The organism is Micromonospora sp. HK10 (assembly GCF_000982955.1).
Lineage (GTDB): Bacteria > Actinomycetota > Actinomycetes > Mycobacteriales > Micromonosporaceae > Micromonospora.
This window is the reverse complement of record NZ_KQ058696.1, coordinates 21,388-43,390: the sequence shown is the minus strand read 5'-3', so window position 1 is coordinate 43,390 and position 22,003 is coordinate 21,388. Positions and strand designations below refer to the sequence as shown.

Sequence of the window (22,003 nt, the reverse complement as noted above, 5' to 3'; positions counted from 1 at the left end):
GGGCGGCCCGCGCTCAGTCGGCGGGTGGCGGAGCCGGCGGCATCGCGAGGGCCAGGGTGAGGGCGAGCACCGTCGCCGGTTCGTGCAGCCGGTCGCCGTACAGCTCGCGGAGCTTGCCCATCCGGTAGCGGACGGTCTGCGGGTGCACGAACAGCTCCGCGGCCACGTCCTCTCGGCGGCCCTGGTGCAGCAGCCAGGACCGCAGCGTCTCGGCCAGCCGGTGCGCGGTGGCCGGGGGGAGCGCGGCCAGCGGGCGCAGCGCCTGGGCCCGCAGGTCGGCCAGCGCCTCCGGGTCCATGCTGAGCAGCAGCTCGGCGAGGTGTTCCTCGGTGTCGACCGGCGCGTCGTCGGGCTCGCCCAGGCCGAGGGCCAGCGCCCGGATGGCCCGCTGGTAGGAGGCGGTGACCCGGTGCCAGGGCCGGGCCGGTCCGAGCACCGCCCGGTGCCCGTGCAGCAGCCGGGCGAGCTGCCGGCGCCGGCCGCCGTGCATGTCCGGCACCAGCAGTACGGCCAGTTCCTCGGCCGGGTCCATGCCGGGCAGGTCCTCGCCGCTCTCCAGGGTGTGCGGGCTGAGCAGGGCGAGCACGGCGCGCAGGTTCCGCCGGGGCAGCAGCACGACGGTGAGCGTCTGCGGCGGCGGCCAGTCGGCCCGCTCGGCGCCCCGGCGCAGGAGTTCCTCCGGCTCGCCGGCCAGCAGTTGCTGGGTGAGCCGCTCCAGGTAGCGGCGCCGCACCCGCCCGGCGCTGGCCAGCTCGTCGGCGTGCCCGGCCACGCTGGCCGCGGAGAGCTCGTCGATGTAGGCGAACATCAGCTCGGCGAACTCGGCCACCGTCGCGGCGGACAGGCCACTGCGTACCGTGGTGGTGGAGACCTCCCGCCAGGCCACCCGCGCCCCGACCCGGTACGCGGCCAGCAGCGCGTCCATGCTCCGGCCGGAGCGCGCCTCCCCGCTGCCCAGCGCGTACGCGGCCTCCAGCGCGGGGGTGAGCGGGGTGCTCGGGTCGGTGGGCTGGGCGCCCTCGATGAGCTGGAGGAACGTGCCGAGGGCGATGCGGACGGCGTTCTCGATCTTCTCCCGCATGGTGCCGGTGAGCGCGCCGGAGTAGTCGGGCACCTCGGCGGTGATCGCGCTGACCGTGCGCTCGGCCACCAGCGGCAGCCGGTCCCGCAGCAGGCCGGCCACCTGCTCGTCCAGGTCGAGGCGGGCGGCGCGGTGGGGCATCCCGGGCTCGTCCGACATCTTGTTCTCCCCGAACAAAAACCTACGACTGTTTCACCTTTGCCGGTCAAGATGTTATGCGATCACGCGGTCACCCTGGTCATATGACCACAACTGTCCCGCGCCGCCCCCAGAAGGCCTCCTTCCGGACCCGGCTGCTGCGGCTGGCCGAGACGGTCACCACCCCGTTGCTGCCGGAGGACTACCTCGACCTCGTCGCGCCGCTGCGTTCCGGCGCGGCGCTGCGCGGCCGGATCGTGGCCGTCCGCCCGGAGACCCGGGACGCGGCCACCGTGGTGATCCAGCCCGGCCGGGGCTGGCGGGGCCACCGGCCCGGACAGTACGTCCGGCTGGGGGTGGACGTCGACGGGGTGCGGCAGTGGCGGGCGTACTCGCTGACCTCGGTGCCGGCCAGCCGCGACGGCCGGATCGCCATCACCGTCAAGGCCATCCCGGACGGCAAGGTCAGCAACCACCTGGTCCGCCGGGTACGCCCCGGCACGATCGTCCAGCTCGACCAGGCGCAGGGCGATTTCACGCTGCCCGCCGCGGCTCCCGAGCGGGTGCTCTTCCTGACCGCGGGCAGCGGGATCACCCCGGTCATGGCGATGCTCCGGGCCGGCCTGCCGGACCGCGCCGACGTGGTGCTGGTGCACTCCGCGCCGACCCGCGCCGACGTCATCTTCGGCGCCGAGTTGCGGGCCATGGCCGAGGCGGGCGCGCTGCGGCTGGTCGAGCGGCACACCGAGGCCGACGGCCTGCTCGGGGTATCCGAGCTGGACACCTTGGTGCCGGACCACCTCGACCGGGAGGCCTGGGCCTGCGGGCCGGTCGGCATGCTCGACGCGGTTGAGGGGTACTGGACGGTGAACGGGCTCGTCGACCGGCTGCACACCGAGCGGTTCCGACCCACCGTGATCTCGCCGGGGGAGGGCGGCACCGTGACGTTCACCGGCAGCGGCGTGACCGTCGAGGCGGACGGCGCCACCCCGATCCTGGACGCCGGCGAGAACGCCGGGGTGCTGATGCCGTCCGGTTGCCGGATGGGGATCTGCTTCGGCTGCGTGGTCCCGCTGCGCCAGGGCGCGGTGCGCGACCTGCGCAACGGCGACCTGACCACCGCCGTCCCCGGCGACGGCGTACGCATCCAGACCTGCGTGTCGGCGGCCGCCGGTACCTGCGACATCGAACTCTGACAGGAGGCCACCCCACGTGACCGTGATCCAGAAGAAGGCCGACAACCCGATCGCCCACCTGAGCGCCGAGGACATCGAGATCATCGGCAAGGAGCTGGACGCGATCCGGGACCGGGTGATCGCCGACCGGGGTGAGCGGGACGCCCGCTACATCCGCAAGGTGATCAAGACGCAGCGGACCCTGGAGATCAGCAGCCGGGCGGTGCTGCTCTTCTCGCTCTTCCCGCCGGCCTGGGTCGTCGGCACGGCCGGGCTCACCGTGGCCAAGATCCTGGACAACATGGAGATCGGGCACAACGTCCTGCACGGGCAGTGGGACTGGATGCGCGACCCGAAGATCCACTCCACCAGCTGGGAGTGGGACCACGTCTCCCCGGCCGACCAGTGGAAGCGCTCGCACAACGAGCTGCACCACCGGTTCACCAACGTGGTCGGCAAGGACAACGACCTCGGCTACGGCATCATGCGGGTCGACGAGGACCAGCCGTGGAAGCCGGCGTACCTGGGCCAGCCGCTGTACAACCTGATCAACGCCTGCTTCTTCGAGTACGGCATCGCCGCGTACGACCTGGAGCTGGGAGAGAGCCTGCGCGACGGCCGGCACAAGAGCCCCGAGTTCCGGGCCCGGCTCCGGGCGGTCGGCCGCAAGATCCGCCGCCAGGTGCTCAAGGACTACGTGGTGCACCCGCTGCTGTCCGGCCCGTCGTTCCTCTCCACGCTGGCCGCCACCTTCACCGCCAACCTGCTCCGCAACCTGTGGAGCCACTCGGTGATCATGTGCGGTCACTTCCCGAACGGGGTGGAGACCTTCGAGAAGACCTCCATCGAGGGCGAGACCAAGGGCGAGTGGTACCTGCGCCAGATGCTCGGCTCGGCCAACATCAGCGGCAGCCGGCTGCTGCACATCATGACCGGCAACCTGTCGTACCAGATCGAGCACCACCTCTTCCCCGACCTGCCGAGCAACCGCTACCAGGAGATCGCCCCGCAGGTCCGGGCGCTGTTCGACCGGTACGGGCTGAAGTACACCACCGGCCCGCTGCCCAAGCAGGTCGCGTCCGCCTGGTGGAAGGTGCTCCGGCTGTCGCTGCCGAACCGGCGCGGCAAGCAGGCCCAGTCGCTGGCTCCGGCGCCGCTGGTCTCCGCCGGCGCCTGACCCCGCCGCCACGACGTTCCTGGGCAGTCCCGCTCACCGCGGCTGCCCAGGAACGCGCGGGGAAAGCGGTGGGCGTTGCCGCCCCGCCGCGCTAGCCTCGACCCATGCACATCAGGCGTCCCAGCACCGCCGCGGCCGCGCGAGCTTCCCGCTCGCCGGTTGCCGCCGCCTGACCTGCTCTTTTCCCGCCGGCGACCGGAAACGGTCCGCCGGCGTCGTGCTGTCCAGGCCACCGCCGGCCCGGCGGACCCTTCCGGCCGCACCGAACCCGGAAGGCCCACGCCATGACACCCGACGAGATCATCCGCACCTTCCTCGACCACTACCGCCGCCTCGACCATCGGGACGCGCCGGAGAGTTCACTGATCCCGCCGCCCGGTGATCCGGTGCTCTTCACCACCTCCGGCATGCACCCGCTCACCCCGTACCTGCTGGGCCGCCCCCACCCCGGTGGCCGGCGCCTGGTCAACGTGCAGCGCTGCCTGCGCACCACCGACCTGGACGAGGTGGGCGACCGTACCCATCTGACCGTCTTCGACATGCTCGGCTCCTGGTCGCTGGGGGACTACGACATCGCGACCAGCCTCCGCTGGGGTCACCAGCTGCTCACCGAGGGCTTCGGCATCGACCCGGGCCGGCTGCACGCCACCGTCTTCGGCGGCGACGAGCAGCTCGGCCCGGACGAGACCGCGTGGCGGACCTGGACCGCACTGGGCGTACCGGTCGAGGCGAACGACGCGGAAAACTGGTGGTCGAACGGGCCGACCGGCCCGTGCGGCCCCGACTCGGAAATCTTCGTGTGGACCGGCGACGGGCCGCCGGCCGGCACCCCCGGCACCGACGGACGGTGGATGGAGGTCTGGAACCACGTCCAGCTGCGCCACCACCGGCACGCGGACGGCCGGCTCACCCCGCTGCCGCTGTGCAGCATCGACACCGGCATGGGCCTGGAACGCCTCGAGCTGGTGCTCACCGGCGGCCGGGACGTCTACCAGGGCGAACGGCTGCGCCCGTGGGTGGCGGCGGTCCGCGACCGCTGGTCGCTGGGCGAGCCGGAGCTGCGCGTCGTCGCCGACCACCTGCGCTCCGCGGTGGTCGTCCTCGCCGACGGGGTACGCCCCGGCAACACCGGCCGCGGCTACGTGCTGCGCCGGCTGCTCCGCCGGGCGCTCACCACGCTGTGGCGCGACGACCCGTCGCGCAGCCTCGCCGAGCTGCCCGACGACCCGTTCCGGGACACCGGGCGGTGGTTCCGGCAGCAGCCCGACGTCGGGCGGCTGCGCGCAGTCGTCGCGGACGAGGAGCGCCGGTTCCGCGGGCTGCTGGAGCGGGGCCGGCCGCTGGTCGACCGGGTCCGGGCGCGCGGACCGCTCACGGAGCGGGACTACCACTGGCTGCACGACACCCACGGCCTGCCCCGGGACCTGGTCGACGGCCTGCTGAGCGTGGCCGTCATCGAGCCGTAGCGGCCAGCCGCCCCGGCCCGCGCCACCCCCACCGGTCGGCGGGCGCTGTCCCGATCGCGGGTCGTCGTGCTGTCCCCTGGACGGGTGGCCCCGGTTTGCCGCTGGTCGTGCTGTCGGCGGTGCCCGTGGCCCTGACTTGCGGCAGGTCGTGGTGTCCTCCGGTGGCTGGCCTCGACATGCGGCAGGTGGTGGTGTGGGCGGTGCCCGTGGCCCTGACTTGCGGCAGGTCGTGGTGTCCTCCGGTGGCTGGCCTCGACATGCGGCAGGTGGTGGTGTGGGCGGTGCCCGTGGCCCCGACTTGCGGCAGGTCGTGCTGTCCGCTGGGTGGGTGGCCCCGATTTGGGGCAGGTGGTGGTGTCGGCGGTGTCGGTGGCCCCGACATGCGGCAGGTCGTGGCGTCGGCGGTGCCGGTGGCCCCGAGTTGCGGCAGGTCGTGGTGTCCGAAGGCGGCGGCACGGCCGGCCCCCGTCCAGGGCGTCAGGGGCGCGGCGACGGGCGCGGCGCGCGCTACGGACGGCGGGTCAGGCGCCACCACAGGGACGGTCCCTCGGTGGTGGCGTCGGCGCGCAGGTCGACGCTCCGGCCCGCCGCCTCGACCGCGCCGACGCCCTGGCCGGCGGTGACCTCGGCACCCGGAGCGGCGGTCGAGACCCGTACCGGCACCGCCAGTCCCGGCCAGCCGATCACCTTCAGCGCCTCCGCCGGGCCCACCGGCGCGGTGGCGCCCCACGCGGTCCGCACCTCACCGGCCGGACCCGCGGCGAGCAGGGTGTACTCCTTGACCGTGCGGCGCACCGCCACGAGCAGCCGGCGCACCACCGTGTTGACCGCGGCGAGTTGCTCGGGGGTGTCGGTGCCGGGCTGGTTGAACACCGCGCCGACCACGATCAGCGTACGGGCGCCGACCTTCAGCCGGGCGGCGAAGACGAGGTTGCCGCCCGCCTCGTCCGTCGAGCCGGTCTTGATGCCGAAGACGCCTTCGACGCCGAGCAGGTCGTTGTAGTTGCGGATCCGTCCGGCGACCGGGATGGTGGCCTCGGGCAGCTCGACGATGGCGGCGAAGACCGGCATCGCGAGCGCGGCCCGGGCGAGGACGACCTGGTCGGCCGCCGTGCTGACGGTGCTCGGCAGGAAGCCGCTCGGGTCCGTGTAACGGGTGTCGGTGAGGCCCAGTTCCTCGGCGGCGGCGTTCATCTTGTCGACGAAGGCCGCCTCGCTGCCGGCGTCCCAGACCGCCAACTGGTGGGCGATGTTGTTCGCTGACGGGAGCATCAGGGCTTCCAGCGCGTCCCGCTCGGTGAGCCGTTCGCCGGCGACGACCGGCACCAGCGACTGCCCGCTGGGAATCCGCGCCTGGTAGTCGGCCACGTCCGCGGCCGTCACCGTCAGGGTCGGACCCTGCTCATCCCCGCTGAGCGGATGCTCCTTGAGGATGACGTAGGCGGTCATCACCTTGGCCACGCTGCCGATCGGCTGGGCCGGGCCGCCCCCCGAGCCGCCGAGCCGGCCCAGGCCCTCGATCATCAACTCCGCGGAGCCGCTCTTCGGCCAGGGCAGGGCCGGCGCTCGCCCCGGCACGCGCAGGGTGGCGGCGATCGACGTGGTGACGGTGGCGGTGGGAAGGTCCCGGGTCAGTTGTACGGCGACACCCGAGCCGAGCAGCGCGGCCAGCACGAGGATCAGGACGAGGGGAAGTACCCGGCGACGCCGCTCGCCGGGGTGGGCAGCCGGGTCGGACGCACCGGCGGCGGGCGGTGGCCCGCCGGAGGCGGTGCCGTCGAGGGGCGGAACACCGGCCCGGCCGGTGCCGGGGCGACCTGGCCCGGCAGCTACGACCGGCGCTGCCCGACCTGCCCCGGCACCCACCAGCGGGGTTGCCCGACCTGCCGGGCGCGGCTGCGGGTGCGGTGTCGCGGGTGGTGGCGGCCCGACCGGACGGCCGTACACCTGGCCGCCGGGGCTGGCCGGGCCGCCCGGGTTCGGCTCCGGCGGGCCGTCCACCCGTCGGCCGTAGACGGCGCCGGACGGTCGCGGGGCCGCGGCGGCTTCCCGCCGGTCGATGCCGTCGGTCGTCGGCCGGTCCGGCTCCTCGCCGTCGGCCGGCCATCTCGCCTGCGGCATACCCGCGCCCTTCTCCCCGTCCCTACCGAAAATGCCAGGTAGAACCTAGCAACCGGGCGCCGGCCGTGGCCGCCGGCCGCATCCCCGTCCAGCCGGGGGAGTGAGCGGCGGGCCCGGCCGGGGGCGCGCTGCGGTGGCAGCCGGGGTGGGCCGGTGTCAGACTCGGCAGCGGGGACCGCCGCACCGAGGGACGTGGACGCATGGGCTACGAGGTCAGGCCGGACCAGGAGACGATCACGTTGGTCGGCGCCCGGGTCACCGTCGTGGATGCCGCCGTGCTGCTCAGCGCCGCCGAGGCCGGCCCGGTCGAGCTGCTCGGCGGCACCGACTTTCCCGCCCCGGTCCGTGAGGTGCGCAGCACCGTGCGGGCCGCCGACGGGCTGCACCGCTTCGAGGCGTACCTGCGGGTCGACGGGCCGGGCTCGACGGTCGGGCTGCTCGCGCTGGGACTGGCCGGGCCGGTGGGTCTGCTGCTCGCCCAGCGGCTGGCCGCGCGTACCGGGGACGGGCTGGCCGCCGGCGTCGGCCGGGTGGCCGCGGAGGCTGGCCGGCGGTTGGGGCTGCGCCCGGCCGACACCGCGCTCGCCGAGCCGCCCCGCGACCGGGCCGGGCAGGACGTGCTGCGCACCGCCGAGAAGCTGGGCCTGCGTCCGAAGGTCAGCCAGGACGGTGGCGCGCTGACCGTGCGCGCCGCCGTGCCCAGCGCCGAGGTGACCCCCGCCCACCTGCACGCCATGCTCGGGGTGGTGCTGCAGACCGTACGCGAGTTGGCTGGTGACGGTCCGGAGCCGGCGGTGCTGCGCGGCCGGTCGTACACGGTGGGCGGGAGCGTGGCCACCGCGGCGCCGGCCGGCAGCGCGGCGGTCACCCTCGACCAGGTCGGCGGCCTGGCCGACGTGGTGGCCCGGTTCCGCGAGGTCGCGGTGTCGTTCCGGCACCCGCAGGTGATGGCCCGCTGGGGCGCCCGCCGCCCGCAGGGCATCCTGCTGTACGGGCCGCCGGGCACCGGCAAGACCATGCTGGCCCGGGCCCTCGCGAACGAGGTCGGCGCGGACTTCGTGGAGATCCGCACCCCGGAGATCCTGGACAAGTACCTCGGCGGCTCGGAGCGCAACATCAAGCGGATCTTCCGGGAGGCGCGCCGCTACCGGCGGCCCACCGTGATGCTCTTCGACGAGTTCGACAGCATCATCAGCTACGCGGGGGCCGGTGGGGACGCCGCCAGCCAGGCGGTCAATGCGGTCGCCGGCATCTTCAAACAGGAGATGAACACCCTGTTCGAGGAGAACCCGAACGTGATCGTGGTGGCCACCACCAACTTCCCGCAGCGGGTGGACGCCTCGCTGATCCGTTCCGGGCGCTTCGACCTCAAGATCGCCATCCCGGCGCCGGACGAGGCCGGCCGCGCAGAGATCATCACCAAGATGATCCGCGAACTGATCGACCGGCACGAGCGCCCCGGGTTCCGGATGTTCGCCGCCGACGTCGACCCCGTGGCGCTGGCCGCGGAGACCGCCGGGCTCACCGGCGCCGATCTGCGCGAGGTGCTGCGCCGGGTGCAACTCGCCAAGGCGATGCGGGAGGCGACGGTGGGTGCGCCGGCCGCGCCGATCAGCCAGGATGAGCTGCGGGAGGCCGTCGCGGGGCTGCGCCGCGGCTGACGACGGCCCACGGAAGGAGCACCGTGTCGTCGTCCACCCTGCTGTCCCGTCGTGATCTGGCGTTCCTGCTCTACGACTGGCTCGACGTGACCCGGCTGACCGAGCGGCCCCGCTACGCCGAGCACTCGCGGGAGACCTTCGACGCGGTGCTGGACCTCTCCGCCCAGATCGCCGCCGAGCACTTCGCCACCCACAACAAGGCCGCCGATGCCACCGAACCCACCGTCGACGGTGGCCGGGTACGGATCATCCCGCAGGTCAAGGCGGCCCTGGACGTGTTCGCCGAGGCCGGGCTGCTGTCGGCCACCATGGACGAGACGGTCGGCGGGATGCAGTTGCCGCACGCCGTGGCGGAAGGCTGCTTCGCCTGGTTCCACGCCGCCAACGTCGGCACCGCCGCGTACCCGTTCCTCACCCGGGGCAACGCCAACCTGCTGCTCACCCACGGCAGCGCCGAGCAGATCGACACCTGGGTCCGGCCGATGATCGAGGGCCGGTTCTTCGGCACCATGTGCCTGTCCGAGCCGCAGGCCGGCAGCTCGCTGGCGGACATCACCACCCGGGCCACCCCGCAGGACGACGGCACCTACCGGCTCGTCGGCACCAAGATGTGGATCTCCGGCGGGGACCACGAGCTGGCCCAGAACATCGTGCACCTGGTGCTGGCCCGGATCCCCGGCGGGCCGCCCGGGGTGAAAGGCATCTCGCTGTTCATCGTGCCGAAGGTGCTGCTCGACGAGGACGGCGCGCTCGGACCGCGCAACGACGTGGTGCTGGTCGGCCTCAACCACAAGCTGGGCTACCGGGGCACCACCAACACCCTGCTCAACTTCGGCGAGGGCGTGCACCGGCCGTACGGGCGGGCCGGGGCGGTCGGCTACCTGGTCGGCGAGCCGCACCAGGGGCTCGCGCAGATGTTCCACATGATGAACGAGGCGCGCATCGGAGTGGGGGCCGGCGCCACCGCCCTCGGCTACACCGGCTATCTGAAGTCCCTCGACTACGCCCGGCAGCGCCCGCAGGGCCGGCCCGTCGCCGACAAGGACCCCACGGCGCCGCAGGTGCCGATCATCGCCCACCCCGACGTACGCCGGATGTTGCTGGCCCAGAAGAGCTACGTGGAGGGCGCGCTCGCGTTGATCCTCTACTGCGGGCGGCTGCTCGACGAGGAGAAGACCGCCCCCGCCGAGGCCGACCGGGCCCGCGCCCGCCTGCTGCTGGACCTGCTCACCCCGATCGCCAAGAGCTGGCCGTCGCAGTGGTGCCTGGCCGCCAACGACCTGGCCATCCAGGTGCACGGCGGCGCCGGCTACACCCGCGACTACGACGTCGAGCAGCACTGGCGGGACAACCGGCTCAACCCCATCCACGAGGGGACGCACGGCATCCAGGCCCTCGACCTGCTCGGCCGCAAGGTCACCATGCGCGGCGGGGCCGGGCTGGAGCTGCTGCTGGAGACGATCCGCGCCACGGTGACCCGGGCCTGGAAGGCCGAGGGTTTGGCCGCCGAACTGGCCGCGCCGCTCGGTACGGCCGTGGACCGGATCGCCCTGGTGACCCGCCGGCTGCACGGCACCGGCGACCCCGAGCTGGCCCTGGCCAACGCCAGCCTCTACCTGGAGGCCGTCGGGCATGTGGTGATCGCCTGGATGTGGCTGGAGCAGGTGCTCGCGGTCGAGGCGCTGGGCCCGCGCGACGGCGCGGAGGGTGACTTCCTCGCCGGCAAGCGGCAGGCCGCCCGGTACTTCTTCCGCTACGAACTGCCCCGGACCGGGCCGCAGTTCGACCTGCTCGAGAGCCTGGACCGGACCACGCTGGACGCCCGGGAGAACTGGTTCTGACCTTGCCCTACCGGCGCTCGTCCGGCACGACGGCGTCGACCTCGAACTCCACCAACCACTCCGGATCGATGAACCGCGACACCTCCACAAAGGTGCACGCGGGTCGCACCTCGGCGAAGCGTTCGCCGTGCGCCCGCGCCGCCTCCCGCCAGCGGTCGATGTCCACGAGCATGACCCGGGTCCTGATCACGTCGGCCAGCGTCGCGCCGGCCTCGCGCAGCGCGTGTTCGGCGATGTCCAGGCAGCGTACGGACTGGGCGTAGACGTCGCCGGGAGCGGTGGTGGTGCCGTCGTCGGCGATCGGCGCGGTGCCGGCCACGGAGACGTACGGTCCGACCCGCACGGCGCGGGAGAAGCCGATCTCCGGTTCCAGGGGTGATCCCGATGTCACCCGGCGGCGGAAACTCGTCACGGGAGAGAGCATCCCAGAAATGCGACCGCGGCACGGTACCCGGCGTCGCGCTCCCCGGTCAGGTGGTGATGACCAGCCAGGTCCGGCCGTCGATGAGTTCCCGGACCGCGTCCAGGTGACCGGCGTGGCACGCGGTCTCGGTGATCACGTGCAGGATGACCTCCCGCGCGCTGGCCAGCCGCCAGTCGCCGAGCTGGTCCGGCGGCCACCAGGCGGGCGGGGCGTCCAGCGGTGTGCCGGCGAGGACCGCGTTGGCCCGGTCGATCTCCTGCCGGTAGCGGTCCAGCACCACGGCGGCCGGGACGTCCGGGTCGACCTGCCAGGCTTCCGTGCCCTGGCTCAGCGCGACGATGGCCGTCGGCTCGCCGCCCATGACGCAGCGGAACCAGAAGCGCTCGACGTCCTCGGTGAGGTGGCGTACCAGGCCGAGGCAGCTCCAGCCCGACGGCAGCACCGGCCGGCGCAGCGCGTCCTCGTCAAGCCCGTCCAGGATGCCCAGCACGTGCTGGCGCTGGCCGTTCAGGTGCGCGAGGAGCAGGTCGGTCTCGATCGGCATGGCTGGTAGTGGCACGGCGTCCTCCGTAGGTCAGATGACGCGGCGGCAACTGGCGTCGCGTCGACTCGACATACCTGACGAACGGCACCGCCGATTCCGGACAGCCGGCCCGACATCGGCGGCAGGACACCCGCCGGCCCGACCGGCCGGTTCAGGCGAAGTCGACCCCGGCGAGGGAGACGCCACGGTACGCGGCGAGCCGCTCGGCTTCGTCGGTCACCGCCTCGCGGGTGGCCCCGGGCAGCTTCTGCCAGGGCTGGACGGTGACCGTCAGAGCCTTGCCGGACTTGCGGGGACGCCAGGTGCCGACCAGGTCGCCGTCGACCAGGACCGCGCCCGGGCGGCCCAGCACCGGCCACAGCTCCTTGGCCCGCGCCCGGTCCGGCACCAGGGTGTCCCGGTCCTTGCCCTGGAGGAAGAGGTCGTACGGGCCGAGCAGGCGGGTCACCGGGGCGCCGGCCGAGGTGAGCGCCGGCTCGTCGGCGGCGAGCAGCCACCGGGCCTCGCCGTCGACCGGCACCTCGACCACGTCCCGCGGCCAGTGCGCCTTCACCTCCTTGACCGGGGCGTCGAGGTAGCCGGCGACGTGCTGCGGGGTGGCCGGACCGAGCAGCCGCAGGTAGGCGCGGATCAGGTCGAACCGGTCACCCGGGGTGGCCGCCTTCCGGAACCCGCCGATCCGTTGCAGGACCGGCGGCGACGTGTCGAGCCGCAGCTCCAGCCCGGCCCGCAGCGCGGCCAGCCGGAACGGCATCTCGTACACGTGGGTGGCGTTACAGGGCCGGCAGGACCGCAGGTAGGGCTCGGGCAGCAGCTCGCCCAGCCGGCCGGAGACGTCGCCTTTGACGGTCGGTTCGGTGACGATGGCGCGCATCCGGTCGGCTACCTCGTCGAGGGCGGCCAGGATGCCGATGCCGGCCGCCTTCAACGGCTTGGCGGCGTCGTAGATGCGCTTGCCGGCGTCGGCGTCGGAGAACGGCGCGACCGCGGCGGCCACCGCCGGCAGCTCGGCGCGGCGGTAGAGGTGGGGCGCGCCGCGCACGGTCCAGAGCAGGACCAGCTCCTCGTCGTCGAGCGCGGTCACGTCGACACCGCGAACGGCGAGCGCCCACCGGGCGCCGTCCGGGCCGGTGTCCTGCACCCCGATGTCGAGCACGGCGGTGTCCGCGAGCGAGCCCCCGGCCCGGTCGAGCTGCTGGGCCCGGACCCGGAAGGTCAGCACCTGACGACGATCGACCACCCGCACACCATAGGCAGCACCGCCGACAGCCCGCACGCGGCGGCTCAGTCGTCGGCGAGCAACCGGTCGCGGACCTCGCGGCGGAGGATCTTGCCGATCTGGGAGCGCGGCAGCTCGTCGGCCACCACGACCCGGCGGGGCACCTTGTAGCCGGCGAGGTGCTGCCGGCAGGCCGACCGGACCGACTCCGGGTCCGTCCCGGCCCCCGGGTCGAGGATCACCACGGCGACCACGTCCTCGCCGCCGGCGGCGACGGGCACGCCGACGGCGCAGGCCTCCCGGACCCCGGCCACCCGGCGCAGCGCCTCCTCTACCTCGGACGGGTAGACGTTGAACCCGCCCGTGATGATCAGCTCCTTGATCCGGTCGACCACCGTCACGAAGCCGTCGGCGTCCATGGTGACGATGTCCCCGGTGCGCAGCCAGCCGCCGGGGAGCAGCACCTTCGCCGTCTCCTCCGGGCGGTTCCAGTAGCCGGCGAATACCTGTGGACCACGGATCAGCAGCTCACCGGGCTGGCCGGGCGGCCGGTCCCGGGTCGGGTCCGCCGGATCGACGATGCGGACGTCGGTGGAGGGGAAGGGCACGCCGACGGTACCGGGACGGCGGGTGGGTGCGACCGGGTTGCCGAGGGTGATCGGGGAGGTCTCGGTCATCCCGTACCCCTCGACGAGCAGGCCGCCGGTCACCGACTCCCACAGATCCACCGTCGCCGGCGGGAGCGTCATCGCGCCGGAGATGGCGTACCGGATCGAGGTGAGATCCACGCCGCGTTCCCGGGCCGCCAGGGCGAGCCGCGCGTAGATCGGCGGGACGGCCGGCAGGAACGTCGGCGGGCGACGACGGACCGCGTCGAGCACCTGGTCGAGGTCGAACCGGGGAAAGAGCACCAGGGTGGCGCCGATGCTCACCGCGAAGGTCAGGCACAGCGTCAGCCCGTACGCGTGGAACAGCGGCAGCACGGCGTAGACGGTCTCGGCGCCGTCCCGCAGGCCGGGCACCCACGCCCGGCCCTGCGCGGCGTTGGCCCGCAGGTTGCGGTGGGTCAGGACGGCGCCCTTCGGGACGCCCGTGGTGCCGCCGGTGTACTGCAGCAGCGCGACGTCGCCCACGGCGGGCGCGGGATGGTCGGTGGCCAGCGGCGGCGCGCCCGCGACCAGCGCCGACCAGGCGTGCGTGCCGGGCGCCGGGGCGGTCATCGCGGCGCGGGCGGCGCGCACCTTGGGCAGCGGCAACCGCAGCGCCCAGCGCTTGAGCCGCGGCAGCGCCGCGGTCAGGTCGACGGCGACCACGGTGCGGACCGCGCCGCGGCCGGCGACCAGCGGGGCGACCTTGTCCCAGACCACCGCCACCTCGGCGCCGTGGTCGGTGAGCTGTTGCGCCAGCTCCTGCGCCGTGTAGAGCGGGTTGTGCTCGACCACCACGGCGCCGAGGCGCAGCACCGCGTAGAAGGCGACCACGTGCTGTGGGCAGTTGGGCAGCACCAGGGCGACCCGGTCACCGCGGGCCACGCCCAGCCGGCGCAGTGCCTCCGCCGCGCGGGCCACCTGGTCGGCCAGGTCGGTGTACGTGGTGGTGGCGCCGAAGAAGTCCAGCGCGACACGGTCGCCGTACCGGCGGGCGGCGCCGGCCAGCAGGTCGACCAGCGAGCCGTCGGGTGCGGCCACGGTGGCCGGCACGCCCGGGGCGTAGCTGCGGATCCAGGGGCGCTCGGCGGTCGCGTCCATCGCCGTCTCTCCTCGTGGCCGGGGGTGGCCGAGCGGACACGATCGGCCACCACCCCGCCAACTTACCAGCTGGTAACCTACGCCGACGTCGCTGCCTCCGGGGTGAACGGCGGCACGCCGGACCCGGCCGGCCCACGGGTCAGCGGCGCTACCGCTGCATCGTCCGCCGGCCCCGGACGAAGGCGAGAATGATCAGCACGATCGCCGCGATGACGCCGATGATGATCAGCCAGCGGAGCGCCTCCAGGAACAGCCCGAGCAGGATGAGGATCGCGGCGACGACGCCGATCACCCAGAGCAGTGCGCGCATGTTCGACCTCCCGTGCGGACGGCAGGCCACCCGCCTTCCCGTTCCGGGCCGGACCATGCCCGGCGACCGGTCAGAAGCGGGCCACGTAGACGGTGTTCGCGGCCTCGCGGCCCTGCAACGGGTTGGGGAAGCGGACCACGTGCGCCACCGAGGTCGGGAAGACCGCGGTCAGCACCCGCTGGAACGCCTGGTCGGGCGGATCGTTCGACCAGAGCGCGAACACCCCGTCCGGGTGCAGCAGCGCGGCCAGCCGGCGCAGCCCGTCGACCGTGTAGAAGTCGGCGTGGCTGGGATGCAGCACCTGCCGGGGGGAGTGGTCCACGTCGAGCAGCACGGCGTGGAACCGCCGGCCGGGCGAGTCCGGATCGAAGCCCGTTCCGGCGGCGACCGCCGCGAAGAAGTCCGCCCGGACGAACCGGGTCCGCGGGTCGGCGGCCAGCCCGGCGGTGAACGGCAGCAGGTCGCGGCGGTGCCAGTCGATCACGTCCTCGATCGCCTCGACCACCAGCAGGTCGCGTACCCGGGGGTCCTCGAGCGCGGTGCGCGCCGTGTAGCCGAGGCCGAGCCCACCCACCACCACGTCCAGCGGCTGGTCGCCGAGCGGGGCCAGCCCGAGCCGGGCCAGTTCGATCTCCGCGACCGGGAAGAGGCTGGACATCAGGAACTCGTCGTCGAGCTTGACCTCGTACACGTCGACGTCCAGCGACGGGTCGCGGCGCCGGCGCAGGCTGATCTCGCCGATCGGGGTCTCCCGCCAGGCCAGTTCCTCGAATCGTGCGCCCACCCGGTGGTCCTCTCCGCCGTGCCGTCACCGGATGGTATCGACCCGCCCGGTCGGCGCGCGGTTTTCCGCAGCGTCCGGCCGGTTTCCGGCGTCCGTGAGCCGGGTCGCCGGGGGATGCGTCAGTCGGCCGACCGGGTGGCGACGACGACCGTGTCGAGGGCGTCGACGCTGCCGCCGTCGCCGGTGGGCACCGGCCGGCGCGCCGTCTCGGCGCGCTGGATGCGCAGACCGGCGAGCCCGTCGACGACCGTCTCCGGGGTGAGCAGCACCGCCGGATCCTGCGGCCCGCCGATGCCGCCGCGCAGGTTGGCCAGGTCGTGGCCGACGAGGACGAGGGTGCCGCCGGGCCGCAGCGCCTGCCGGGCCGAGTCGAGCACGCCGGCCAGGGCCGGGGCGGGCAGGTGCAGGTAGCTGATCAGCACCAGGTCGTAGCTGCCCGGCACCGGCCGGTACGCGGTGACGTCCGCGACCCGCCACTCGACCGGCACGTCCCGCGCGGCGGCCAGCTCACGGCCCCGCTCGACGGCCACCGGCGAGAAGTCCACGGCGGTGACCCGCCAGCCCTGCTCGGCCAGCCAGACCGCGTTGCGTCCCTCGCCGGCGGCCAGGTCGAGCGCGGCGCCGGGGGTCAACCCGGTGACCGACTCCACCACGAAGCGGTTCGGTTCAGCGCTCCACACCAGCCCCGACGTGTTCGCGTACCGGGCGTCCCAGGCGCTGCTGTCCACTGTGCTCCCTCCTTCGGCGGCGCACCCCCGCCACCGTGACCGTACCGGCTACGGCAAGCGCTCCCACGACAACGAGGCCGAGTGCCGGACGTGGCGGCAGTTGCTGGGCGAGGACGAAGACGCCCATCACCACGACGAACCAGCCGAACGCCTGGCGCAGCAGCGCCGCGGGGATCTTCCCGGCGAGCCGCCCGCCGAGGAAGCTACCGGCGACGGCGGCCGCGGTCACCGCGAGCGCGAGACCCCAGTTGATGCTCACGCTGGACAGGTGGCCGGCGAGTCCGGCGAAGGACTTCATGGCGATGACCACCAGGGAGGTGCCGACGGCGACCGGCATCGGCAGGCCGCCGAGCAGGGCCAGGGCGGGCACCACCAGGAAGCCGCCGCCCGCGCCGACCAGGCCGGTGACCAGCCCGACCACGATCCCGTCCAGGATCACCCGGGCCGCCGGCAACTCGTGCGGCGCTGGGCGGCCCTCGGTGGCGCGCCGGCCGCGGATCATCGCGACCGCGGTGGCCAGCATCATCAGGGCGAAGCCGGTGAGCAGGAGCCCGGCCGGGACGAACGCCGCCAGCCGGCCGCCGGCGTAGGCGCCGGTCATGCCCGCCAGGCCGAAGATCAGACCGGTACGCCAGCGGACCCGCCCGGCCCGGGCGTGTGGCAGCACGCCGACCGCGCTGGTGGCGCCGACGACGAGCAGGGAGGTGGCGATCGCCTCCTTGGCCGGCAGGCCGGCCACGTAGACCAGCAGCGGTACGGCGAGGATCGACCCGCCGCCGCCGAGCAGGCCGAGGCTGACCCCGATCAGGACGGCCAGCCCGACGGTCAGCAGCAGTGTGCCGGTCACGGTCGCCCCGCGGTTCGGTCGCGCAACTGGCCGACCACGCTGTCCAGGTCGCAGCTGGCCCCCCGGTTGTACGGCAGCTTGCTCAGCAGCATGCCCATCGCGCAGGTGTTGGTGAGCGCGGCGAAGGTGAGGCCGGCGCCGATGAAGCCGGCGACCCACTTGAGGCCGGGTACGGCGATCGAACCGAGGACGCTGAGCAGGACGATCGAGCCGGCGACCAGGCGGACCTGCCGCTCCAGGTCCCACCGCGGCGCGCCCTGGGTGACCGGCGCGTTCGTCGCCTGCCAGGCCAGCATCCCGCCGTCGAGGATCTTCACGTTCGGCAGGCCGACCCCGGCGAGCGTCTGGCCGGCCTGGGTGGCCCGGGCACCCGAGCGGCAGATCAGCACCACGTCCTCGTCGAGGTGGGCGCGCAGTTCCGCGCGGTGCTCCTTGAGCAGGTCCAGCGGGACGTTGTAGGCGCCGGGGATGTGCACGGTCTCGAACTCGGCGGGAGTGCGTACGTCGAGCAGGCGGGGGGCGCGCCCGGCGTCGATCAGCTCCCGCAGGCCGGCGGCGTCCAGGGTGGCCGGGCGGGTGGTCTCGGAGGTGCTCATATCGCCTCTTTCTGGGATGAATGACTCGGATTACCGGCAGGGCGGGGTGCCGGCCGGCGCGCGGTGCGCCGGCCGGAGCCCCGGGCTCGGGTCAGGCGTTGTCGGTGATGGCGACGCCGGCCGCGGCGGCCGTGCCGAACGCGTCGTCGATCACGACCACGTCGCGGCCGGCGTTGCTCAGCAGCGACGCGGCGGCGGTGGCGCGGTAGCCGGAGCCGCAGTGCACCCAGACCGCGCCGGCCGGCACGTCGGCGAGCCGCCGGGGCAGGTCGGGCAGCGGGATGTGCACCGCGCCCTCGACGTGGCCGGCCCGCCACTCGTTGGTCATCCGGACGTCGAGCACGACGTCGGGCGCGGGCAGCCCGGCCGGGACGGCGCCGGTGCGCGCCGCCGCCAGGGCCGGGAAGTCGGCCATCCGCAGCTCGCGGAGCTGGTCGGCCCCGTCGGCCCACCGCTCGGCCGGGCCGGTGGCCTGCGCGGCCGGCCGGTCGATGCCGATCCGGACCAGCTCCCGCTGGGCGTCGGCGACCTGCTCCGGGGTCTCCGCCAGCAGGGTGATCGGGGTGCCCCAGTCGATCAGCCAGCCCAGCCAGGTCGACATCGGGCCGTCGAGGCCCAGGCTGACCGTGCCGGCCAGGTGCGCGGCCGCGTACGCCTTGCGGTGTCGCAGGTCCACCACCCACTCGCCGGCGGCCATCCGGTCCCGGAGTTCGGCGGCGTCGGCGCGGGTGACCGGGGTGAGGTCGACCGGCGCGGGCCCGGCGCCGTTCGCCACGCCCATGTGGGCGTAGTAGGCCGGGTACGCGTCCAGGCCGGCGAGGGTCTCGGTGACGAACTCGTCCGCGGCCAGCCGCAACACCGGGTTGGCCTGCTTCTCCCGCCCGATCGTGGAGTCGGGGGCGTCGGCCTGGCTGGCCGAGCAGAAGCTGCCGAAGCCGTGGGTGGGCCACACCTGGGCCCCGTCGGGCAGCAGGTGGGCCAGCCGCCGGGCCGAGGCGTGCTGGTGCTGGGCCAGTTCGTGGGCGTGCTGCTGGCCGAGCAGGTCGGTGCGTCCGGTGGTGCCGAACAGCAGGGAGCCGCCGGTGAAGACGCCGGTGGGTTGCCAGCCACCGCCGGCGGCCTCGTCGAGGACGTACGACAGGTGGTGGAAGGTGTGGCCCGGCGTGCCGATCACCCGCAGGCGCAGCGCGTCGGAGACGGCCACGACGTCACCGTCGGTGACCGGTGTCCGGTCGAAGCCGACCTGGTCGGCGGCGGCGACCAGATAGCGGGCCCCGGTGATCCGGGCGAGTTCCAGGCCGCCGGAGACGTAGTCGTTGTGGATGTGCGTCTCCACCACGTGGGTGACCCGGACCCCCTTGGCCCCGGCCAGGTACAGGATCCGGTCGATGTCGCGCTGGGGGTCGACCACGATCGCCACCCGGCCGTCGGTGGCCAGGTAGCTGCGGTCGCCCAGCGAGGACGTCGCGATCACGGACACGTCGACTGCCATGTGCGGTGTTCCTTCCTATATACCCCGGGGGGTATGTGGTGGACAGAATTCGACCCAGGTTCATGGGTACGGATTACCCGCCCCCGCCGCGATCACGCGGTAGGGCGCGGGGGTTCCTCGGTCAGGCCAGGGCGAGGAAGAGCTTCTCCAGCTCCTCCTCGGTCATCTCGGGCTCCTCGCCCCGGTCGCGGGCCGCGCCGCAGTGCCGCATCCCGGACGCGATGATCTTGAAGCCGGCCCGGTCGATCGCCTTCGACACCGCAGCGAGCTGGGTCAACGCGGCCCGGCAGTCCTCGCCGTTCTCCATCATCTCGATCACGGCATTGAGCTGGCCCCGGGCCCGCTTGAGCCGGGTCAGCGCCTCGCTGGTCATCTCGGGCTGAAGCTTCACGGCACTACCTCCTGCGCCCAGCATACCCCTGGGGGTACCTGGTCCGCCACCGGACCCGTCCCGGGCCGGACACGGAGGGTCCGCCACGGATCGACGGAGCGCTATCCTGTCCGCCGACGAACCAGCCGGAAGGGGCCCGATGCCGTCGCGGCAGGACCAGCTCCACTCGTACCAGTTCACCGTGCAGCGGGCGGTCGCGGCGCTGGTGCTGCGGGAGACCGATCCCGCGCAGTCGCCGTTCCGGCGGCTGGCCGGGGCGGGCCTGGCCAGCGTGCTGGTCGCGGTGATCGCCCTCGGCGGGGTCGCCCTGTACGGCCTCTTCGCCGGCGGCGGCAGCGGCTGGCGCGACCCCGGCGCGGTGATCGTCGAGAAGGAGTCCGGCGCGCGGTTCGTCTATCGGCAGGACAAGCTGCACCCGGTGCTCAACTACGCCTCCGCGCTGCTGATCATCGGGACGGAACGGCCGAGGACCGTGCTGGTCTCCCGGCGCTCGATCGAGGGCGTGCCGCGTGGCCTGCCGCTCGGCATCGCCGACGCGCCGGACTCGCTGCCCGCCGCCGGCCGACTCGCCACCGGCGCCTGGACGGTGTGCTCCCTCGCCCTGGCCGAGCCGGGACGTGCCGAGGCCCGCTCCGCGCTGCTGATCGGGCGGGAGGCCGCCGGCGGCCGGCCGCTCGACGACCAGGGGCTGCTGCTGCGGCACCCGGACGGCGGCCTGCACCTGCTCTGGCACGACCACCGCTACCGGCTGCGCGACCCCGACCGGGTGCTCGCCGCGCTCGCCGCGACCCGCGCCCGGGCCGTGCCGGTGGCCGCCGCGCTGCTCAACACCGTGCCGGCCGGCGCCGACCTGGCCCCGCCGGCGCTGCCCGGAATGGGCAAGCCGTCCGACCGGGTCGGCGGCGCCACCATCGGCGACGTCTACCTGGTGCGCAACTCCGGAGGCGGCCGCCAGTACGCGGTCGCCGAGCGGGACGGCCTGGCCGGCATCACCGAGTTCCAGGCCGCCCTGCTGCTCGCCCGCACCGGGCAGGACGACCCGGAGCCGATCACGCTGGGCCGCTTCGCCGCCCTGCCGAAGGTCCCCGATCGGGCACCGGGCGGCCCGTCCGCGCCACCGGCCGCACCGCCCCGGCTGGCCACCGGCGACGGCGGCGCGCTCTGCGCCCGGACCGCCGACGACACCGGGGTACGCGAGGTCCGCGTCGGCGTCACCCCGCCGGACCTCTCCGCCGCCGTCCCGACCGCGGCCGACCAGGGTGGCCGCGTCGACCGGGTGCTGGTCGCGCCCGGCCGGGGCGCCGTGGTCGAGTCGGTCGCCGCGCCGGGCGCCGGCGGCGGCGCGGTCAGCGTGGTCACCGACCTGGGCCGGCGGTACGTGCTCACCGGCGGCGACGTGCTCGGCATGCTCGGCTACGCCGGCGTCCGGCCGCTGCGGCTGCCGGCGAGCCTGGTCAGCCTCGTCCCCGCCGGCAGCCCGCTGGACCCGGCCGCCGCCCGCGCCGTCGCCGCCCCGGCCTGACCGGCCCGCCGTCGCGGCCCCGCCCTGACGGGCCCGCCGTCGCGGCCCCGGCCTGACCGGCGCGTCGGGGGCGGGCGTCCGGGGTACGGGCCGCTCCGGTGTCGCCGGCTCAGGCCGGCTTGCGCAGGACCGTCACCGCCCAGTCGGCGTCGTCGTGCCAGGGGCGCAGATCCCAGGTGGCGAAGCGGTGCTCCAGCCGGAGACCGGCGGCCGCCGCGTGGGCGTCGAGGTCGGCGAGCGGATAACCGCGCCCGGTGTCGAAGCCGACCACCACCAGGCCGTCCGGGCGGACGTGCGCGGCGACCCGGGCCAGCACGTCCGGCTCGGTGCCGGGTGCGACGAAGACCATCACGTTGCCGGCGATCAGCGCGGCGTCGAACGGCTCGGGTTCGCCCTGGGCGGGCAGGTCCAGCTCAGCCAGGTCGGCGACGAGGAAACGCGGGCCGGGGTGGTCGACCCGGGCGGCCTCGATCAGCGCCGGGTCGGCGTCCACCCCGACCACGGTGTGCCCCCGGGCGGCCAGGGCGGCGGCGACGCGGCCGGTGCCGGTGCCGGCGTCCAGGATCCGCGCGCCCGGCGCCACCAGGGCGTCCAGCAGCCGGGCCTCACCGGCCAGGTCCGCCCCCTCGGCCGCCAGCTGGCGGAACCGGTCGATGTACCACTGCGAGTGTCCTGGCTTGGTCTCCGTCACCCAACGCGTCGGCTTGCCCATCCGGCCACCGTAGCTGATCTTGCTGG

Annotated in this window: 20 protein-coding genes; 6 read left to right on the top strand and 14 right to left on the bottom strand. The window is 74.3% G+C overall.

All coding sequences use genetic code 11. The features are described 5' to 3' along the window. Positions 1–13 precede the first annotated feature (13 nt). Positions 14–1,240, bottom strand: coding sequence for a PucR family transcriptional regulator (locus tag LQ51_RS04695; protein ID WP_046563416.1), 1,227 nt, complete (start codon positions 1,238–1,240; stop codon positions 14–16). 83 nt (positions 1,241–1,323) lie between these two features. On the opposite strand from LQ51_RS04695, the gene LQ51_RS04690 reads away from it, so the two are divergent. From LQ51_RS04690 to LQ51_RS04680, 3 genes are all read left to right on the top strand, one after another. Next, entirely contained in the window at positions 1,324–2,415 is a 1,092-nt protein-coding gene (locus LQ51_RS04690; RefSeq protein WP_046563408.1) for a ferredoxin reductase, read from the top strand. Positions 2,416–2,431: 16 nt separating this feature from the next. After that, complete coding sequence (locus tag LQ51_RS04685) at positions 2,432–3,571, top strand: fatty acid desaturase family protein (RefSeq protein WP_046563407.1); 1,140 nt, start codon at positions 2,432–2,434, stop codon at positions 3,569–3,571. Between the two features lie 284 nt (positions 3,572–3,855). Beyond that, positions 3,856–5,037, top strand: coding sequence for an alanine--tRNA ligase-related protein (locus tag LQ51_RS04680; protein ID WP_046563406.1), 1,182 nt, complete (start codon positions 3,856–3,858; stop codon positions 5,035–5,037). Positions 5,038–5,544: 507 nt separating this feature from the next. Here the strand turns inward: LQ51_RS04680 and LQ51_RS04675 are convergent. Continuing rightward, the gene (locus LQ51_RS04675; protein ID WP_231605357.1) at positions 5,545–6,711 is read right to left on the bottom strand and encodes a D-alanyl-D-alanine carboxypeptidase family protein; all 1,167 of its coding nucleotides are present in this window, start codon (positions 6,709–6,711) and stop codon (positions 5,545–5,547) included. Between the two features lie 647 nt (positions 6,712–7,358). Between LQ51_RS04675 and LQ51_RS04670 the strand changes: the two genes are divergently transcribed. Together LQ51_RS04670 and LQ51_RS04665 are read left to right on the top strand one after the other, a co-directional pair. Beyond that, positions 7,359–8,819, top strand: a complete 1,461-nt coding sequence (locus LQ51_RS04670) for an ATP-binding protein (RefSeq protein ID WP_046563405.1) — start codon at positions 7,359–7,361, stop codon at positions 8,817–8,819. Positions 8,820–8,842: 23 nt separating this feature from the next. Further along, positions 8,843–10,660, top strand: coding sequence for an acyl-CoA dehydrogenase (locus LQ51_RS04665; RefSeq protein ID WP_046563404.1), 1,818 nt, complete (start codon positions 8,843–8,845; stop codon positions 10,658–10,660). A 7-nt stretch (positions 10,661–10,667) separates the two neighbouring features. Here the strand turns inward: LQ51_RS04665 and LQ51_RS04660 are convergent, their stop codons facing one another. From LQ51_RS04660 to LQ51_RS04615, 11 genes are all read right to left on the bottom strand, one after another. Beyond that, positions 10,668–11,072 carry a RidA family protein gene (locus tag LQ51_RS04660; RefSeq protein WP_197087527.1) on the bottom strand — a complete coding sequence of 135 codons (405 nt, stop codon included), beginning with the start codon at positions 11,070–11,072 and terminating at the stop codon, positions 10,668–10,670. A gap of 58 nt (positions 11,073–11,130) precedes the next feature. Then, positions 11,131–11,643, bottom strand: coding sequence for a DinB family protein (locus LQ51_RS04655; RefSeq protein ID WP_197087526.1), 513 nt, complete (start codon positions 11,641–11,643; stop codon positions 11,131–11,133). A gap of 136 nt (positions 11,644–11,779) precedes the next feature. Next, a complete protein-coding gene (locus LQ51_RS04650) occupies positions 11,780–12,868 on the bottom strand; it encodes a winged helix DNA-binding domain-containing protein (RefSeq protein WP_197087525.1) in 1,089 nt (362 codons plus the stop codon). Positions 12,869–12,912: 44 nt separating this feature from the next. After that, entirely contained in the window at positions 12,913–14,595 is a 1,683-nt protein-coding gene (locus LQ51_RS04645; RefSeq protein ID WP_046563400.1) for a long-chain-fatty-acid--CoA ligase, read from the bottom strand. Positions 14,596–14,743: 148 nt separating this feature from the next. Then, positions 14,744–14,905, bottom strand: a complete 162-nt coding sequence (locus LQ51_RS33255) for a hypothetical protein (RefSeq protein WP_197087524.1) — start codon at positions 14,903–14,905, stop codon at positions 14,744–14,746. A 70-nt stretch (positions 14,906–14,975) separates the two neighbouring features. Further along, on the bottom strand, positions 14,976–15,689 hold the full coding sequence (locus LQ51_RS04640; RefSeq protein WP_046563399.1) for a polyamine aminopropyltransferase: 714 nt from the start codon (positions 15,687–15,689) through the stop codon (positions 14,976–14,978). A 119-nt stretch (positions 15,690–15,808) separates the two neighbouring features. Next, on the bottom strand, positions 15,809–16,417 hold the full coding sequence (locus LQ51_RS04635) for a class I SAM-dependent methyltransferase (RefSeq protein ID WP_046563398.1): 609 nt from the start codon (positions 16,415–16,417) through the stop codon (positions 15,809–15,811). After that, on the bottom strand, positions 16,356–17,264 hold the full coding sequence (locus tag LQ51_RS04630) for a sulfite exporter TauE/SafE family protein (protein ID WP_046563397.1): 909 nt from the start codon (positions 17,262–17,264) through the stop codon (positions 16,356–16,358). The genes LQ51_RS04635 and LQ51_RS04630 overlap by 62 nt, the downstream gene beginning before the upstream one ends. Continuing rightward, positions 17,261–17,860 carry a rhodanese-like domain-containing protein gene (locus tag LQ51_RS04625; RefSeq protein WP_046563396.1) on the bottom strand — a complete coding sequence of 200 codons (600 nt, stop codon included), beginning with the start codon at positions 17,858–17,860 and terminating at the stop codon, positions 17,261–17,263. Before LQ51_RS04625 ends, LQ51_RS04630 begins: the two co-directional genes overlap by 4 nt. 91 nt (positions 17,861–17,951) lie before the next feature. Then, on the bottom strand, positions 17,952–19,352 hold the full coding sequence (locus LQ51_RS04620; RefSeq protein ID WP_046563395.1) for an MBL fold metallo-hydrolase: 1,401 nt from the start codon (positions 19,350–19,352) through the stop codon (positions 17,952–17,954). A 121-nt stretch (positions 19,353–19,473) separates the two neighbouring features. Then, positions 19,474–19,743 carry a metal-sensitive transcriptional regulator gene (locus tag LQ51_RS04615; protein WP_046563394.1) on the bottom strand — a complete coding sequence of 90 codons (270 nt, stop codon included), beginning with the start codon at positions 19,741–19,743 and terminating at the stop codon, positions 19,474–19,476. Positions 19,744–19,882: 139 nt separating this feature from the next. On the opposite strand from LQ51_RS04615, the gene eccB reads away from it, so the two are divergent. After that, positions 19,883–21,265, top strand: coding sequence for a type VII secretion protein EccB (eccB, locus tag LQ51_RS04610; protein WP_046563393.1), 1,383 nt, complete (start codon positions 19,883–19,885; stop codon positions 21,263–21,265). 109 nt (positions 21,266–21,374) lie between these two features. On the opposite strand, the gene LQ51_RS04605 is transcribed toward eccB, so the two are convergent. Then, positions 21,375–21,977, bottom strand: a complete 603-nt coding sequence (locus tag LQ51_RS04605) for a class I SAM-dependent methyltransferase (RefSeq protein ID WP_046563414.1) — start codon at positions 21,975–21,977, stop codon at positions 21,375–21,377. Between the last annotated feature and the right edge of the window lie 26 nt (positions 21,978–22,003).